Raw genomic sequence first — 15,609 nt, forward strand, 5'->3', positions numbered from 1 at the left:
CGGGCCAGGGCGACGCATGAACCGCCGCGTCGCGACCATCCGGGTCAAGCTGGAAAAATCCGCGGCGCCCGCACCCGCACCGCGTGCCCCCGCGCACAAACGTCGACGCATGGGTGCATGGCGTGAACACCACGCACGCAGCTTTCGCGCGAGTCTGCGGCGCCTCGCCGGGCGGCCCGGCGCAACCGCACTGACCTTGCTCGTGATGAGCCTTGCATTGTGTCTGCCATTCCTGCTCTGGCTGCTGCTCGACAACGCGCGCGCACTGGGAGGGCATCTGGACGACGCTCGCGGTATCGGCGTGTTCCTCAAGCCCGAGATCGACGCGGCAACGGCACGATCCTTCGCCGACAAGCTGCGTCGCCGCACCGATGTCGCCGTGGTGGCGATCAAGACGCCCGAGGAGGGGCTTGCCGAATTCCGCAGCCAGTCGGGTTTCGCCGACGCGCTCAAGGTGTTGCAGAGCAACCCGTTGCCGACCGTGCTGATCGTGACGCCGAAGATCGCGGCAGCATCCGCCCGCGCCACGCCGGCCCTCGTCGACGAACTCGCGCACGACAAACACGTCGACCAGGTGCAGTACGACGCGCTCTGGCGCCAGCGTCTCGACGCGATCCTCGCCTTCACCGCGCGCGTCGCCGGCGTACTCGCGATGTTGCTCGGGCTTGCGGCGCTGCTCGTGGTCGGCAACACCGTGCGCAACGACATCGTCGGACGTGCCGAGGAAATTTCCGTGATGCAGCTGCTCGGCGCCGACCGCGCCTTCGTGCGTCGGCCGTTCCTGTACACCGGGCTGTGGTACGGCGCACTCGCCGGACTCGTCGCGCTGCTGCTGATCGCCGGCGTCGAGATCGCGCTCGCGGCCCCGCTGGACCAGTTGACCTCGAGCTATGGTGGACGCTTCACGATCCACGGCCTGTCGTGGGTGCAGGCCATCGCCCTGTTCGGCACCAGCGTCATGCTCGGTTGGCTCGGCGCCTGGATCGCGACTTCGCGCCAGCTGCGTCTGGGCCGGCCGCAGTGAGTGACGACAGGATTCAACTCGAACCTTCCTGGAAGGCGCGCGTCGGCGACTGGTTGCAGCGCCCCGAGATGCAGGCACTCAGCGAATTCCTGCGCGGCGAACTGCGCAAGGGAAAAATCATCTATCCGCCGCCGAAGCGCATCTTCGCCGCGCTCGATGCGACACCGTTCGACCGGGTGAAAGTCGTCGTGCTCGGCCAGGACCCGTACCACGGGCCGAACCAGGCGCACGGCCTGTGCTTTTCGGTGCTGCCGGGTGTGGCGACTCCGCCGTCGCTGGCAAACATCTTTGCCGAAATCGAGCGTGACCTGCACATACCACGCCCCGATCACGGCTGCCTGTTGCCGTGGGCGCGACAAGGCGTGCTGCTGCTCAACGCGACCCTGACCGTGCAGGCGCACCAGGCCGGCTCGCATCAGGGCAAAGGCTGGGAAGGTTTCACCGACGCCGTGGTCGATCATCTCAACCGCGACCGCGAAGGTCTCGTGTTCCTGCTCTGGGGAAGCTACGCGCAGGCCAAGGGCAAGCTGATCGACACGCGCCGCCACCTCGTGCTCAAGGCGCCGCATCCCTCGCCGCTGTCCGCATATCGCGGCTTCATCGGCTGCGGCCATTTCTCGCGCGCGAACGCGTATCTGCGCGAACACGGACAGACCGAAATCGACTGGCGCCTGCCATCGGCGAGCGAGGTCCCGCTCGACTGAGCGAGGGGACGTCGAAGCGTTGCGGAATACGGTTTCCGAGCACTTTCAGGTACAGTGCAAAGTTGCCGGGTTAATAGCAACCCGACGCTGCGGAGGACAACGACATGACCGACCACACCTACCACGGCAGCTGCTTCTGCGGCGCCGTCCAGTTCAAGCTGACCGGTACGCCGGCGGCGATGGGCTACTGCCACTGCGAATCCTGCCGGCACTGGTCCGCCGGTCCGGTCAACGCATTCACCCTGTGGCAGCCGGAAGCGCTGCAGATCACCCACGGCGCCGACCAGATCGGCAGCTACAACAAGACGCCGCGCAGCTACCGCAAATGGTGCAGAAACTGCGGTGGCCACCTGTTTACCGAGCATCCCGCCTGGGGCCTCGTCGACGTCTACGCCGCCGTCATTCCGGACCTGCCGTACCAACCCGGTGTGCATGTGCACTACCAGGAAACGAAGCTGCACATCCGCGACGGCCTGCCGAAGATGAAGGACGTGCCGAAGGAGATGGGCGGTTCCGGTGCAACCCTCGCCGAGTGATCGGCGCGATGCGGCGGACGCGATTCACATCTGCCGGAACAGATGCAGGTAACTGCGGCTGACCGGCAGCACTTCCTCACGATGCTTCAAATGAATTTCCGCCGTGTCGTTGTCGCCGCGCACGACATGGCTGACCGCGCGCAGGTTGACCACGACCGCGCGGTGCACCTGTGCGAACTGCGCGGGATCGAGCTGAGCGACCAGTTCCTTCAGGGTCGAACCCACCAGTGCTTCCGATGCCTGACCCGCGTCGCTTCGCCAGGCGACGCGCGTGTATTTCGTGTCGGAACGCAGATAGTCGATGTCATCGACCGCGATCAGGCGCAAGGTCTGACCACTTTGCGCGCGCAGCCAGCGCAGCGGCGCCTGCGCGCCGGCGCACTGCAACCGCGTGGCCAGTTCACGTAACAGGGTTTCGGTGTTCGAGGCGGGTTGCGCGGCGGCAAGGCGCTCCTTCAGGCGAGCAACCGTTGCCGCGAGACGTTCCGGCTCCACCGGCTTCACGAGATAGTCGAGCGCGCCCTGCGTGAACGCCTGTACCGCGTAGCGATCGTGGGCGGTGACGAAGACCAGATGCGCGCGGCCGCCGATCGCGGCGGCGGCCTCGACACCGGACAACCCCGGCATCTGCACGTCGAGAAAGCAGATCTGCGGCCGCTTCGCCTCGAAGAATTCGACCGCCTCGCGTCCGTTGCGCGCCTGCGCGACGACGACGAGTTGCGGCCACGTCGCGTCGAGTTGTCGCGCCAATGCGTCGCGCAACAGGGGTTCATCGTCGGCGATCAGGGCGGTCGGGCGCGCGCTCACGTGGACGCCGTTCCGGCAGGCAGGTCGAGTTCGGCGCAGACGCCGTGCGGCGGCAGCTCGGTCACCGCGAGGCTGGCCTGGCCGGCGAAGACCAGGCGCAGGCGTTCGCGCAGATTCCACAGGCCGGTGCCCAGCCCATGGTTCGCCGCACGCAGCCCGACGCCGGTGTCGCACACGCGCAGCAGGCAGCGCGCGTCGTGGCGACGTACTTCGATGTCGATGCGGCCGCCGTCCTCGGCGGGGTCGATACCGTGACGTACCGCGTTCTCGACCAGGGTCAGCAACGTGATCGGTGGGCACATAAGCACGCGCGCCGACTCGTCCACGTGCAACGCGTAGCTCAAGCGGTCGGGCATGCGCATGTGCATCAGTTCGAGATATGCCTGGGCGAGGTCGAGCTCCTGCCCGAGCGTGGTCGAGGCTTCGTGCAGACGCGGCACCGCCGCGCGCAGGTAGGCGGTCAGGGCGCGTAGCACGGCGGGTGCCTGCGGCGATCCGGCATCAACCAGCGCCTGCACGTTGGCCAGCGTGTTGAACAGGAAATGCGGGGCGACCTGCGCCTGCAACAGATGCAGCCGCGCTTCGAGCGCCTGACGTTCGAGTTCGCTGCGCGCGAGATCGAAGGTGAGCGCCTGATGCCGGGCGAAGGCTTCTTTCTGCCGGACCAGAGCACCGAGCGCGACCCACGGACCGACCAGCAGGCCGGCCACATTGATCGCCGTAAAACAGCCGCGCAGATGCTCGACATCCCAGAACGGCTGCCCCTCCGCGTTCGGCAGCCAGGCAAATGCGGCGAGAGTCGCAAGCGGAATCGCCACGGCCACGCCAAGCACCTGCAGCACCCAGCGTGCCAGCCACGCGGGCAGGCGTCGCGGCCATTGCTCGATCAATCCGAATGCGAGCATCGCGCCGAGTCCGATCGCGAGAACATGAATGCCCAATTCCGAAGCCGGCGGACAGCCGAAAATCAGCAAACGCCACAGACCGACCGCGAGGCCGCAGGCGAGCAGCACGCGCCGCCAGCCCAGCATCAGGGCCAGACCGTGCGGCTTCGCGGAAATCAGGGTTGCGGACATGCCGATAGCATAGTCGAGTTCCGCTCAGGCGCGACCAGCCTGCATCGCCCGCACGCGCTCGTTCCACGCCGGTACGGAAACACCCTTGATCATCAGCCACAGGCACAACGACAGCTCGGCAACCAAGCACGGAAGCAGGATCGCGGGGAAAATCGCGTACGCCAGCTCCGGCGCCAGAATCAGGGCGAAGCTGTTGACCATGTAGCACACGCCCGCGATCGGCATGAGCAAGCCGAGGAACTTCGGCAGATATCCGCTGTGGAAGATCAGCCAGCCCAGAACGATGCACTCGCCGCCGAAGAAGATCAAACCGATGCCGAAACCATAGGCGTGCGCGCGGATCGCCACATAGGACAGGGCCTGCAATTGTTCGGGCGTGAACGCCGCGAGGTATTTCACATCGTCCAGCAGAAACAGCGGCAACAGCAGATTCAGTTTGTTCGCGACGAACACCGACATGGCAACGACGTCGAGCAGCAAGGCGAGCAGTGCGATGTTCCTGTGAACCGGCCGCAGGAGGACATACAGCACCAGCGCCAAGCCTACGTCGCACAGATGCTGAAGCAGATCGCCCGCGATGCCCATGCGCCAAATCGACGACGCAGCCAGAATGCCGTGCGCCGTAGCTGTCGCATCACCGATGACGATCAAGCCGTCGCGCACGAACACCTCGCCCAACCCACCGGCGACGATGATGACGAGATACAGCACGCCGCCGAGGCGGGCATAGAGCTGCGGCGAGATGGCAGAGTCGTGGTCGTTCATTGGGCATCCTCACATGCGCGGCAACCACATGATCGCAGCGGCGGCGACCACGCCGACGGCCATCGTCAAGCTGAGGAACGTCAAACCTCCGGCCATGGCGATTTTCGCGCGCGCGTTCCGGCCTTGCTGCGCGAGGAAATACAGCCCGACCATGCCTTGCGGAAGGAGATACGCGGCCAGGCCGAGGACGATGAGTGCGGGGCCCGTGAACGTTTCGGGATCGAATCCCACCGGCCCGCGATTGACCGCTATCCAGAACATCAGGCCAACGCGAAAGAACCAGACGCCGCTGACGGCGACGAAGAGACGCAACGCCCAGCGTCGATGAAAATCAACCCGCCGCGAGCGCGCATGGCGCCAGGCGGCCGCGGCGCAGGCCAGAATCAGCAGCGCATTGAAACTGATGATGACGTTGCCGGCAAAGTCGCCCGGCGCGCCACCGCGGAACCAGATCATCAGCAGGCCGCCCGCCGCCATGATTGCCGCGGCGACGAGATAGGCGCGACCGGTCCAGCGATGCAGGGCCGGCACGCGGCGGCGGATTGCCGGGACCAATTGCAGCAACCCTCCCAAGGTGATCACGAAGGCGAAGATCAAATGCACGCCGAGCACGAGGTTGAAGAAGGTATCGCCGCTCACATAGCCGTGCGGCATCACTTTGTTCCAAAGCTCGGGCCGTCCCGCCAGCGTGACACGGCCGTAGAAGCCGGCGATGTAGCCGGCAAAGATCAATTGTCCCGCCGCAGTGACTGCGAACCAAAGCACGGCGGCCGCACGCAGCGCCGCGGCGCCGAATCGCCCCGGGGCCTGCGTCGCCGTGCGCGGCGGATGCGCGGACGAGAACGTCGTGGCATGAGGATGCGCGGCGGCGTGTGCGTCGACGACGGAACTGTTCAAGGCATGCCCTCCCGGGATTGGACCGGGGGGCAATCTCGCCGCATGGGCAAACGAGCGGAAGAGCCGAACCGATGAATGGCGGGATTTGCAGGTCGGGCCGCGCCATCCGCCGACGAGCGGCGCACGATCATCGCCGAGCACCGTGTCGTGCGGCGCACCCGGCGACGAGTGATCAGTGCAACAAGGCGGCCGAAATGTCCTTCACCGCATCGCGCAGATGCTGGATCGCCTGCTTGACCGGCACCGTGACCGGGTGGCGTTCGACGAAGGGGATGGTCAGCGTGCCGACGGCGTGTCCGTTTTGCAGGATCGGCGCGGAAAGATCGGTCACCGCGTCGACCGCTTCGCTCGGCAGGGCGGCATAGCCCTGCTCGCGCACCTGCGTCGCCGTGGCGAGAAACTGCTTGCGCTTGAAACGCTCCTCGCCCGCTTCCATCAACGCCAGCCAGCGTTCCCGCGTTTCCTCGCCCTGGAACGCGAACAACACCACGCCGGAAGTTGCGTGCGCGAGCGGGCGGCGGTGGCCGACGCGCACGACGAAGCCGATGTCGCTCGGTGCGTCCACGCGCGCGATGACGACGATCTGATCCTGCGAGGCGACGACAAGATGACAAGGCTGCTTGACCTGTTCGGCGAGACGATGCATCACCGGCGACGCCGCCTCGGTGAGCCCCTTGATCGGCGGCCGCTCCATGCCAAGCAGGAACAGGCGGTTGGTCAGCGCATAGGCGCCGTCGTTATCCTCGCGCGCGAGGTAGCCGCGTGCTTCGAGCACCTGCAGCATGCGGAAGATCTCGCTCTTGGAATAACCGATGCCCTGCGCGACTTCGGTGAGGTTGAGCGACCCGGGCGTGCGCGCGAGCAGCTCGAGGATGTCCAGCCCCTTGTCCAGAGCCGGGGCGCGGTATTTGGTCGTTTTCGTCACTGCGAGTTCCTTGTGCCGCTGCCGCGCGACACGCCGCGCGGCCGGATGAAAGTTTAGAAACTACGTTTTATATTTGCAACGACAGAAATATCGCTGCTAAACTGGCAAAAGATTCTATCCGTGCGCCAGCAGAACACAATTCCACGCACACCGGGAGGATAGCGATGCACTACGCGAGCAACGGCGCGACGACGACCGGCGGGCAGGTCGCGCGTACCGCCTTCGTCGCCTTTGCGCTGATCGTCAGCCTGTTCTTCCTCTGGGGCATGGCGAACAATCTCAACGACATTTTGATCAAGCAGTTCAAGAAGGCGTTCGAGCTGTCCGATTTCCAGGCCGGGCTCGTGCAGAGCGCGTTCTACCTCGGCTATTTCCTGCTCGCGATCCCCGCCGGCATCTGCATGCGCCGCTTCGGCTACAAGGGCGCGCTGCTGATCGGCCTCGCGCTCTACGCCGCGGGCGCGTTCCTGTTCTACCCGGCCGCGGCGTCGCATGCCTACGGCTGGTTCCTCGCTGCATTGTTCGTCATCGCCAGCGGCCTCGCCTTTCTCGAAACCTCGGCCAATCCGCTGGTCACCGTGCTCGGTCCGGCCGAGAGCGCGACGCGACGGCTAAACCTCGCCCAGTCGTTCAATCCGCTCGGTTCGATCACCGGCGTGCTCGTCGGCCAGCATTTCATCTTTTCCGGCATCGAGCACACGCCGGCCGAACTCGCTGCGATGACGGACGGCGCGCGTCAGGCGTATTACACGGCAGAATCGACGGCGGTGCAGACGCCATATCTCGTCATCGGCCTGATCGTCGTGGTCTGGGCCGTGTTGATCGCGCTGACCCGATTTCCAGCCACGGCCGAGCAGCAGTCCGACCGCGCCGGCGGCGCCGCGCACATCGGCAAGCTTTTCCACAACGCCAATTTCGTTCTCGCCGTGGCCGCCCAGTTCTTCTATGTCGGCGCGCAGGTCGGCATCTGGAGCTATCTGATCCGCTATGTCCAGGGCACCGTGCCGGGCACGCCCGAGAAAAGCGCCGCCGACTACCTGACCGCATCGCTGATCGTGTTCATGCTCGGCCGCTTCGCCGGCACTGCTGCGATGCGCGTGCTCGCGCCGGCGCGCATCCTTGCCTTGTTCGCCGCGGTCAATATCGCCCTGACCGGCCACGCGATCGTCAACCCCGGCCAGTCCGGCGTGTACGCGCTCGTCGCCGCGAGCTTCTTCATGTCGGTGATGTTCCCGACCATCTTCAGCCTCGGCCTGGGCGGGCTCGGCGACGACGACCGCAAGCTCGCCTCGTCGTTCCTGGTCATGGCGATCATCGGCGGCGCGGTGCTGACTGCGTTGATGGGCGCGGTATCCGACGCGTTCGGCATCCATCGTTCGATCCTAGTGCCGATGCTGTGCTTCGCCGCGATCCTCGGCTACGCACTGCGCGCGCGCGAAACGGCCGCGGCCTGAACGCATGCGACTCCACTACGTGCTCGATCTCAAGGACGATCCCGAACTGATCGCCGCGTACGAGCGCTGGCATCACCCGGAAAACGTCTGGCCCGACATCCTCGATTCGCTGCGCGAGGCCGGCGTGCGCGACCTGGAAATCTTCCGCGCCGGCAACCGCCTCGTGCTCGTGCTCGACGTCGGCGACGGCTACTCCGCCGAACGCAAGGCGGCGAGCGACGCGGCGAATCCGCGCGTGCAGGCGTGGGAAGCGTTGATGTGGGAATTCCAGCAGGCGCTGCCGTTCGCCCGGCCCGGCGAGAAATGGGTGGCGATGCGGCAGATCTTTTCGCTGCGCGACGCGCTGGCCTTGCACCGCCGCGGTTGAAGCAACCATCAAATCACGAGCGGATCGGCCGAGGCGGGAGAACTTCGTCTCGCGCGTCTGTCGTGCGCGCGATGTTGCCCTTGCACGACAGACGCCTGCCGCACATGCGGCAGGCGAGTTTCCCTGACGTGACGTTCCGTGCCTAGAAGTTGAGCCTTGCGCCGACCGCGATGCGTCGATCTCCGCTGATCCACGTCTGCGGATACGGCGTCGTGCCGGTCGCGGTCTTCATCGAGAACGTTTGCTCGCGCGCAAGCAGGTTCGTCCCCTCGAGGAACAGGGTCAGGTGCGGATTGAGCGCGTAGCTGGCCTGGAAATCGAGCGTGGAGAACTGGTCGCCGAAGGCTCGCGTGCCCTGGCCGCGCACGTTGGGATCGGCCAGATACGGACCGCGATAGTTGTACGCGAGGCGCAGACTCCAGTCGTACTTCTCCCAGAACACGGTCGCATTCGCCGTCCACTTGGACAGGTTCTGGAATGTGTGCGCAGGGATGTTGTCGATCGGGTCCGCATCGGCCAGACCCAACGCCCAAGTGGCGTTGACCTGCGCGCCGAGCCCGGACCAAGCGCCCGGCAGGAAATTGAACAACTGGATGTAGTTTGCTTCGATGCCCTTGACGTGGCCGCCCGTGCTGTTGACCGGCAGCGCGCAATCGAATGGAATGTTCTGGATCGTGCAGGCCGAGTGTCGGGTCTGGATGAAGCTTGCGATGTCCTTGTAGAAGTATGCCGCGGACAGCATCGAACCCGGCGCGTAGTACCACTCGAGCGAAAGATCGTACTGGGTCGCCTTGAACGGATCGAGATTCGGATTGCCGGAGCTGAAGGAGTTGGACTCCGTGGGCCCGGTGTAGCTGAAGGAGTAGCGCGGCACCATTGCATCGAGCGTGGGCCGGGTCATCATCTTGGCGACGGCAAAGCGCAGGAACAGGTCGTCGCGCAGGTCCGCGGTCGCGTTGAGGCTCGGCAACACGTCGTTGTAGTCGTGATTGAAATGCATCGGCGCAAACGGCGGGTAGATCACCGAAGGCAGCGACGAACCCTGCGGCGGCGGCGGATTGACCAGGACGACGTCGTTGGGATCGTAGGTATTGTCGAGAACGTTCTCCCGCGTGCGCACCAGACGCACACCGGCGTTGCCGTGCACAGGCACGCCGGCGTCGAAGCGGAATTCGGCCATCGCGTACGCGGCCGTCACCTTCTCCTTGATCGAGTATTGATTGGTCGGATCCGCGCTGACGGTCGTCGCGGCATTGTGCAGGAATCCGCCGAACGTTCCGCCGTAGTAGTAATTGAGGAAGCGCTGCGGATCGATGAACGGGAAATTCGTCGGCACGAACGCGCCGCCATCGTAGCCGCCGAGCATCGAGCCGAGCGGCCAGGGCGACACGAACGGCTCCATCGTGATTCTGCCGGGCGAGGTGCCGGGCTGGCCAAACGCCTGATAGAACGCACTCGCGTTCGAGTTCGTCTCCTGCTGGTAGCGCACGCCGACCTTCAGCGCCTCGATGACGCCGCTGCTGAAGCGATACGTCGCATCGGCACGCGCTGCGCGTATCGTATCGGCGCGGGCCAGCACGTTGCCGCCGGCATAGTTCAGGAAATAGTTCGCCGGGCTCGCGACGTTGAATGCCGGGTCGAGCACGAAGCTCGCGATCGGGTCGCCCGGCAGGATGCGGTAACCACCATTGTAGGACGGGCCGACGTCGAACACGCCGGCCTCGAGCGTGTCGATGCCGAACTGGCGCGAGGCGGTGCGCGAGCGGCTGTAGTCGAGACCGCCGCCGATCTCCCAATTGCCCGGGCGCCATTGCAGCTTGAGCGCGAGCACGTCGAGCTTGTTCGTGTTCCAGGTATGGAAGGTCTGGTCTTCGTAGTAGATGCCCTGGCCGATCTGCGTCGTCAGCACATTGTTCGCGTCGGCGACGAGATCGGTGTAGGCCGAGGCGTACTGCGGGCGGATGTCGAACGAGGACTGGATCTGTGAATTGTGCGTTTCCGCATGCAACCCGGTCAGGGTCAAATCGATGCCCGGATCGGGACGGAACTGCAGCGCGCCATACCCGGTCTTGGTGTCGAGAGTGTTCTTCTCCTGCAGAATGCCGAGGCTGTCGAGCACGTAGTACGGCTTGTCGTTGATTGTCTGCGGATCGAGCTGCGCCGAGCCCCAGGTCGAGTTGAGATACTGGCGCCGGTTCCAGGAGAACCCCGCGGTCACGCCAAAAGTGTTGTCGGCGAACACATTGCTGTAGAGCAGCGAGACGTTCGGCGTCTGCTTGCCAAGGCCAGTCGACTGCTGCGCGCCGAACGAGGCCTTGAACACTTCCTTGCCGAGATCGAGCGGCGTGATTGTCTGTACGTCGATCGTCGCCGCCACGCCACCCTCGGTCAGATCGGCTTTCGGCGTCTTGTAAACGGCAAGCGTGGAGATGAAGTCGGGTGCGAGCACGCCGAAGTCGAAATTGCGGCTCGCGGTCTGGTTGATCAGGCTGTCGCTCGCGCTGGCAATGCTCGAGCCGTTGAGGCTCACGTAGTTGAACTCGGTCGGCAGGCCGCGCACGCTGATGTACTTGCCTTCGTTCGCGGTGCTGCCGTCAGCGCTGAGCCGGCTGATCTGCACGCCGGTGACGCGCTGCAGGGACTCGGCGAGATTGATGTCCGGGAACTTGCCGGCGTCCTCGGCGGAAATCGCATCGACCACCTGGTCGGTGCTCTGCTTCAGCAGGATCGCGCGCTCCAGACTCGCCGCATAACCGGTGACGGTGACGACGGACATTTCCTCGGCCTTGCCGTTCGGCTTGCCCGCGTTCTGCGCCACGGCCGCGGAATTCGGCGGCTGCTTGTCTCCCGCTATCGTCTGATCTTCGGATCCGACCGCCGCGATCGCACTGCCCGCTTCGACCGTCATCACCGCGCAAACGGCGATATGCAGCACGGCATGTATCGACTGCGCCAACATCGTTTTCTTCATGTCGTTCTCCCAGGACTTTCTGTGGCGATGCCAGGTCACGTTGTTGCGTGATCTAGTAGTTGTATATATGGAATATAGTACTATATATAAACTTGTCAACGGATCATGATTGCCCCCTGGACCCACCCGGATCCGATCAAGAAAAGTCTTGTGCGCAGGCGCGATGCGCCTTCAGCGCGCTCCCAGCGGCAACACGTGCGGCTCGCGCCGCTGATTGCGGATCACGATGACTTCCACCTCGCCGCGCCAGGCACGTGCGGTACTCAGTCGCAACAGATCGGCGATGGTGTCGATCGGCTCGACCGGACTGCCGTAGCCATCGGCCAATGCTTCGACGATCACGTCGCCCGCCGCGAGACCGGCCTTGGCGGCCGCGCTCTGCGCCGGCGCCGCTAGCACGAGCACGCCGGCGATACGCGCGAGACCTGCCGCCGACTGCTCGCCGAGCGAGGCGACGCTCTTCATCGTCGCGCCAAGGAACGAATGGGTCTTCTGTGCCGTCGCGGCAGTATCCAGCGCCAGAAGTTCGGGAAACCCGGGGCGGCGTGCCTGTGCCTTGAGTTGCGCCGAAGTGACGCCGAATTCATCCATCGGAAAATTCTCGAAGCCGAGCGGCCGTGCCGGACTGCCTTCGCGCACACGGTAGTCACCGTGCGCGGGATCGAGAAACTTCGGGTCGCCGTACGCGGAGTGCGCGTCGAGCCCTGCTGCCCGCGCGCTGTCCAGTGCGTGCCGCGTGGGGAACAGGTTGCGGTCGATGCGCGCGTCCCAATGTTCGACCAGGATCGGCCGATACGGCGCCATGACGATGTTGCGTTCGAACGCATCGCCCGAGCGGGCAAACCACACGTGCGGATGAAAGCTGTTGTTGACGAGGACGTTGTTCCACGCCTCGCGGCTGAAGCCTTCGCGGAACTTCAATCCGCCGTTGAGCAATACGTTGTCGTAAATGCGATAGTTCGACGAGCCGTCGTCGAGGTCGATGTCCCAGCCGTGGTCGCAGCGGAAGCGGTTGTGGCGCAGCGTGATCGGCGCGAGCACGTCGAGCTGCCACAGATCCGGATGCGCCGCGTTGAGCGCATCCATGACCTTGCGGTCCGGATGCCAGAAGCGGTCGCGCCCCCAACTGTTGAATGCGCCGTGGTCGCCCGTTTCGAGCACGGTGTCGAATACGTCGTTGTACTCGATGAGATGACCGCCCCAAGTGCCGCCGCCGACGTTGATGCCGGCGCGCGGTACGTCGTAGATGCTGTTGTGCGTGACACGGATGTTCATCGCCATGTCGATGTCGACGCCGGCGACCTGCTTCTCGATGCGGCCGATGCGATGGATCAGGTTGTCCTCGGCGACCGAGTCCGATGGATAGTCGTCGGTCTTCGGGCCGGGCGCGAAATCGAGCCGGTCGAAGGCAACGAATTCTTCGTAGCGAAAACTCGGCGAGCGCACCGCCTCGGGGCGGCCGACGAAATCGATTCCGCCTCCGCCCATGTCGTGGATGTGATTTCCGACCACGGCGATGCGACGATTGCGCCCGCTGACGAAGACCGCGTTGCCTCCGGAATCGCCGATCTCGTTGCCCTCGATGCGCACGTCTTCGGCATGCTCGATGAACACCGCACCCTCGCGCGCGATCACCCAATCGCTGCGCAGCAGTGGCTCGGTGTTGCGCAGGAATGATGTGCCGGCATGCTGCAACACCAGCCCAGCAATGCGCAGATGATGCAATGGCGCTTGCGCCGTGCCTTGAAGATCGAAGATGCGCGCGGCGCCGGCAACGTCGATGTGGGCGGCGTCCAGGCTGACGCCCGGCGGCGGCATGAAGTACAGCGTCGACGTGCGCGCGTCGTGGAACCATTCGCCGGGTGCGTCGAGCTCTTCGAGCACGTTCTCGACATAGCGATAGGTCGCGTGCGGCGGCGAAGGTCGGTTGTTGCCGACCGCGGTGCCGAACTTCAATGTGCCGTCCGCATTCTTGCCGAGAATCGGAACCTGCATGCCGCCCCAGCGATTTTCGTGCAGCGCCTGCACGATCGCGCCCGCGGGGTCCTGCCAGCGCGCGATGCGCTCCGGCGCCAACGCATCGGCGGCGTAGCCGTCGAGCACCCCCGCATTCGCATCGTAGTTCGGATAGCGCGCGCGCACCTGCGCCTTGCCGTTGAGCCAGAGCTGGTCGAACGCAGCACCGTGCACCTGCGCCTGCCAGATGCCGTCGTGCCGGGGATTCCAGTGCACGTCAAGCAGCCGGCCCGCACGCAGGTGCGGCGGTTTCGCGGGATCGAAGGCAACGATCTCCGTCGGCGCCCGCGCCGTGCCCGACAGCTCGGCGCCGATCAGCAGAGGCGCATCGAGATAGTAGTCTCCGGGCGCGATGCGGATGCGGATCGGCGTCGACGGCGTCTTGCGTCGCACGTCGGCTGCGGCGCGCAACGCGTCGGCGATCGTTTCATATCTGCCGGCGGAGATTTCGCCATCGACGATGAATTCGCGGTAGCCATCGTTCGCGAGCGGATTCCCGCCCGCAACGGCTGGCGCGCGCGACTCGTCCCGCATCGTGGAGCACGCCGCCATCGCGACAACGCAGAGCAGCCCCGCGCAACGCGGTATCGGCCGACGCTTCACGCCTGTCGTCATGTACGTCTCTCCCGGTCAGTCGCGGGTTTCGATGACCAGCACCGTGTCGACCGGATCGAGCGGCTTGTCGGGCAGCTGCACTTCCAGCGTCTTGCCGTTCTGTGCGAGCTGCAGCGGCGCATGGCTCGGGTCGGCAAGCAGATATGCGGATTTTGCATGAACGTCGCCCGCGTCCACGCGGAATGTCTTGCCCGGCCACTCGAACAGGTGCACGTATACTTTTCCCTTTTTGCTCGTCGCACGCCAGTCCCACCTGGGAATCCACTTCGGCTTGCCGTCGCCGCTCTTTTCAGTCTTCGAATAGCTGCCGCGATCGCCCGCGAACGGCGTCGGCCCGGTGCCGTAGATCGACTCGCCGTTGACCTTGAGCCAACTACCGACGTCGCCGAGGATTGCCACTGCCGGCGCAGGGATGGTGCCGGTCGCATCGGGTCCGACGTTGAGCAGGTAGTTGCCACCCTTGCTGGCGATGTCGACGAGGTTGCGCACGATGACTGCGGGCGATTTCCAGTGGTCGTCGTACTTGTTGTAGCCCCAATGATCGTTCAGGGTCATGCAGGTTTCCCAGTACACGCCGGGGCCGAAGCCGCGCGCCGGGATGTTCTGCTCGGGCGTGCCAAAATCGCCGACGCCCTCGCCCTTGTCCATGCCGGCGAGGCTGCCGGCGCGTGAGTTGCCGACGCGGTTGTTGATGATCAGGTTCGGATCGAGTCCGCGCAGATACGCGTACAGCTCGCGGCCGTCCTCGTTCGTCCACCAGTCCATCCATTCGCCGTCGAACCAGAGCACCTCGGTGTGCGTTTCGCGGATCAGTTCGGCCAGCTCGGTCTTCATCTCCTCGATGTAGGCGCGCTTTCTCGCCAGATCCATCTTCGTCGGGTTGTAGTGCTTTCCCGGCTGCGCGGGCGACTGCGAGGGATCGTGCCAGTCCATGATCGAGTAGTACGTACCGAAATGCAGGCCGGCGCGGCGCGCGGCATCGGCCAGCGGCTTGAGCACGCCCTTGGCATACGGCGTGCGCTTGGCGATGTTGTAGTCGGTGCCCTTCGTGTCCCACATCGCGAAGCCTTCGTGATGCTTGGACGTGATCACGATGTACTTCATGCCCGCATCCTTGGCGATGCGTACCCATTCCTCCGGGTCGTACTTCGTCGGGTTGAACTGCGCCGCGAACCTTTCGTAGTCCGCACGCGCGATGCCGGTCTGGTCCATGAACCATTCGGCCAGGTCCTTGCGCCCGTTCCACTCGCCAGCCGGCACCGCGTACAGACCCCAGTGGATGAACATGCCGAAGCGTGCGTCGCGCCACCAGGCCATGCGGGCGGCACGCTGTTCCGACGTTTCGGTGTTGTGGCCAGGCACGGCGGTCTGCTTCAAGTCTTGCGCCTGTGCGACGCTGGACATGGCGATCAGCGATGCGAGGATCGCGCGATGGACGAACCGGATTGTCAT

General features: G+C 65.0%; 13 protein-coding genes. 5 read left to right on the forward strand and 8 right to left on the reverse strand.

Annotated elements, in window-relative coordinates; all coding sequences use genetic code 11:
- The first annotated feature begins 16 nt into the window (after positions 1–16).
- From ftsX to AC16HO_RS11800, 3 genes are all read left to right on the forward strand, one after another.
- A complete protein-coding gene (ftsX, locus tag AC16HO_RS11790; RefSeq protein ID WP_407075137.1) occupies positions 17–1,024 on the forward strand; it encodes a permease-like cell division protein FtsX in 1,008 nt (335 codons plus the stop codon).
- Complete coding sequence (gene ung, locus AC16HO_RS11795; protein ID WP_395643080.1) at positions 1,021–1,728, forward strand: uracil-DNA glycosylase; 708 nt, start codon at positions 1,021–1,023, stop codon at positions 1,726–1,728. Before ftsX ends, ung begins: the two co-directional genes overlap by 4 nt.
- A gap of 104 nt (positions 1,729–1,832) precedes the next feature.
- Positions 1,833–2,264: a GFA family protein gene (locus AC16HO_RS11800; RefSeq protein ID WP_395643081.1), complete on the forward strand. Its 432-nt coding sequence runs from the start codon at positions 1,833–1,835 to the stop codon at positions 2,262–2,264.
- Positions 2,265–2,288: 24 nt separating this feature from the next.
- On the opposite strand, the gene AC16HO_RS11805 is transcribed toward AC16HO_RS11800, so the two are convergent.
- The 5 genes from AC16HO_RS11805 to AC16HO_RS11825 all read right to left on the reverse strand — a co-directional run bounded on the left by AC16HO_RS11805 (position 2,289) and on the right by AC16HO_RS11825 (position 6,734).
- Positions 2,289–3,071 (reverse strand): LytR/AlgR family response regulator transcription factor, encoded by a 783-nt coding sequence (locus AC16HO_RS11805; RefSeq protein WP_395643082.1) that lies wholly within the window; start codon positions 3,069–3,071, stop codon positions 2,289–2,291.
- Entirely contained in the window at positions 3,068–4,147 is a 1,080-nt protein-coding gene (locus AC16HO_RS11810; RefSeq protein ID WP_395643083.1) for a sensor histidine kinase, read from the reverse strand. Before AC16HO_RS11810 ends, AC16HO_RS11805 begins: the two co-directional genes overlap by 4 nt.
- 24 nt (positions 4,148–4,171) lie before the next feature.
- Positions 4,172–4,912, reverse strand: a complete 741-nt coding sequence (locus AC16HO_RS11815) for a DUF4386 domain-containing protein (protein WP_395643084.1) — start codon at positions 4,910–4,912, stop codon at positions 4,172–4,174.
- A 9-nt stretch (positions 4,913–4,921) separates the two neighbouring features.
- The gene (locus tag AC16HO_RS11820) at positions 4,922–5,809 is read right to left on the reverse strand and encodes a DUF2306 domain-containing protein (protein ID WP_484335440.1); all 888 of its coding nucleotides are present in this window, start codon (positions 5,807–5,809) and stop codon (positions 4,922–4,924) included.
- Between the two features lie 172 nt (positions 5,810–5,981).
- Positions 5,982–6,734 (reverse strand): IclR family transcriptional regulator, encoded by a 753-nt coding sequence (locus AC16HO_RS11825; RefSeq protein ID WP_395643086.1) that lies wholly within the window; start codon positions 6,732–6,734, stop codon positions 5,982–5,984.
- A gap of 164 nt (positions 6,735–6,898) precedes the next feature.
- On the opposite strand from AC16HO_RS11825, the gene fucP reads away from it, so the two are divergent.
- Together fucP and AC16HO_RS11835 are read left to right on the forward strand one after the other, a co-directional pair.
- The gene (gene fucP, locus AC16HO_RS11830; protein WP_395643087.1) at positions 6,899–8,188 is read left to right on the forward strand and encodes an L-fucose:H+ symporter permease; all 1,290 of its coding nucleotides are present in this window, start codon (positions 6,899–6,901) and stop codon (positions 8,186–8,188) included.
- A gap of 4 nt (positions 8,189–8,192) precedes the next feature.
- A complete protein-coding gene (locus tag AC16HO_RS11835) occupies positions 8,193–8,555 on the forward strand; it encodes an L-rhamnose mutarotase (RefSeq protein ID WP_395643088.1) in 363 nt (120 codons plus the stop codon).
- Between the two features lie 142 nt (positions 8,556–8,697).
- On the opposite strand, the gene AC16HO_RS11840 is transcribed toward AC16HO_RS11835, so the two are convergent.
- The 3 genes from AC16HO_RS11840 to AC16HO_RS11850 form a co-directional block, all read right to left on the reverse strand.
- Positions 8,698–11,526, reverse strand: coding sequence for a TonB-dependent receptor (locus tag AC16HO_RS11840; protein WP_395643089.1), 2,829 nt, complete (start codon positions 11,524–11,526; stop codon positions 8,698–8,700).
- Positions 11,527–11,697: 171 nt separating this feature from the next.
- A complete protein-coding gene (locus tag AC16HO_RS11845; protein WP_395643090.1) occupies positions 11,698–14,157 on the reverse strand; it encodes a right-handed parallel beta-helix repeat-containing protein in 2,460 nt (819 codons plus the stop codon).
- A 15-nt stretch (positions 14,158–14,172) separates the two neighbouring features.
- Positions 14,173–15,609 carry an alpha-L-fucosidase gene (locus AC16HO_RS11850; RefSeq protein WP_395643418.1) on the reverse strand — a complete coding sequence of 479 codons (1,437 nt, stop codon included), beginning with the start codon at positions 15,607–15,609 and terminating at the stop codon, positions 14,173–14,175.

It is taken from the genome of Rudaea sp. (assembly GCF_057139185.1).

What these genes read in the sequence shown, in the direction of transcription:
- ftsX (WP_407075137.1), top strand. Translation starts at nt 17, where the DNA reads ATGAACCGCCGCGTCGCGACCATCCGGGTCAAGCTGGAAAAATCCGCG.
- AC16HO_RS11800 (WP_395643081.1), top strand. Translation starts at nt 1,833, where the DNA reads ATGACCGACCACACCTACCACGGCAGCTGCTTCTGCGGCGCCGTCCAG.
- AC16HO_RS11810 (WP_395643083.1), bottom strand. Translation starts at nt 4,147, where the DNA reads ATGTCCGCAACCCTGATTTCCGCGAAGCCGCACGGTCTGGCCCTGATG.
- AC16HO_RS11815 (WP_395643084.1), bottom strand. Translation starts at nt 4,912, where the DNA reads ATGAACGACCACGACTCTGCCATCTCGCCGCAGCTCTATGCCCGCCTC.
- fucP (WP_395643087.1), top strand. Translation starts at nt 6,899, where the DNA reads ATGCACTACGCGAGCAACGGCGCGACGACGACCGGCGGGCAGGTCGCG.
- AC16HO_RS11835 (WP_395643088.1), top strand. Translation starts at nt 8,193, where the DNA reads ATGCGACTCCACTACGTGCTCGATCTCAAGGACGATCCCGAACTGATC.
- AC16HO_RS11840 (WP_395643089.1), bottom strand. Translation starts at nt 11,526, where the DNA reads ATGAAGAAAACGATGTTGGCGCAGTCGATACATGCCGTGCTGCATATC.
- AC16HO_RS11845 (WP_395643090.1), bottom strand. Translation starts at nt 14,157, where the DNA reads ATGACGACAGGCGTGAAGCGTCGGCCGATACCGCGTTGCGCGGGGCTG.
- AC16HO_RS11850 (WP_395643418.1), bottom strand. Translation starts at nt 15,609, where the DNA reads ATGACAATCCGGTTCGTCCATCGCGCGATCCTCGCATCGCTGATCGCC.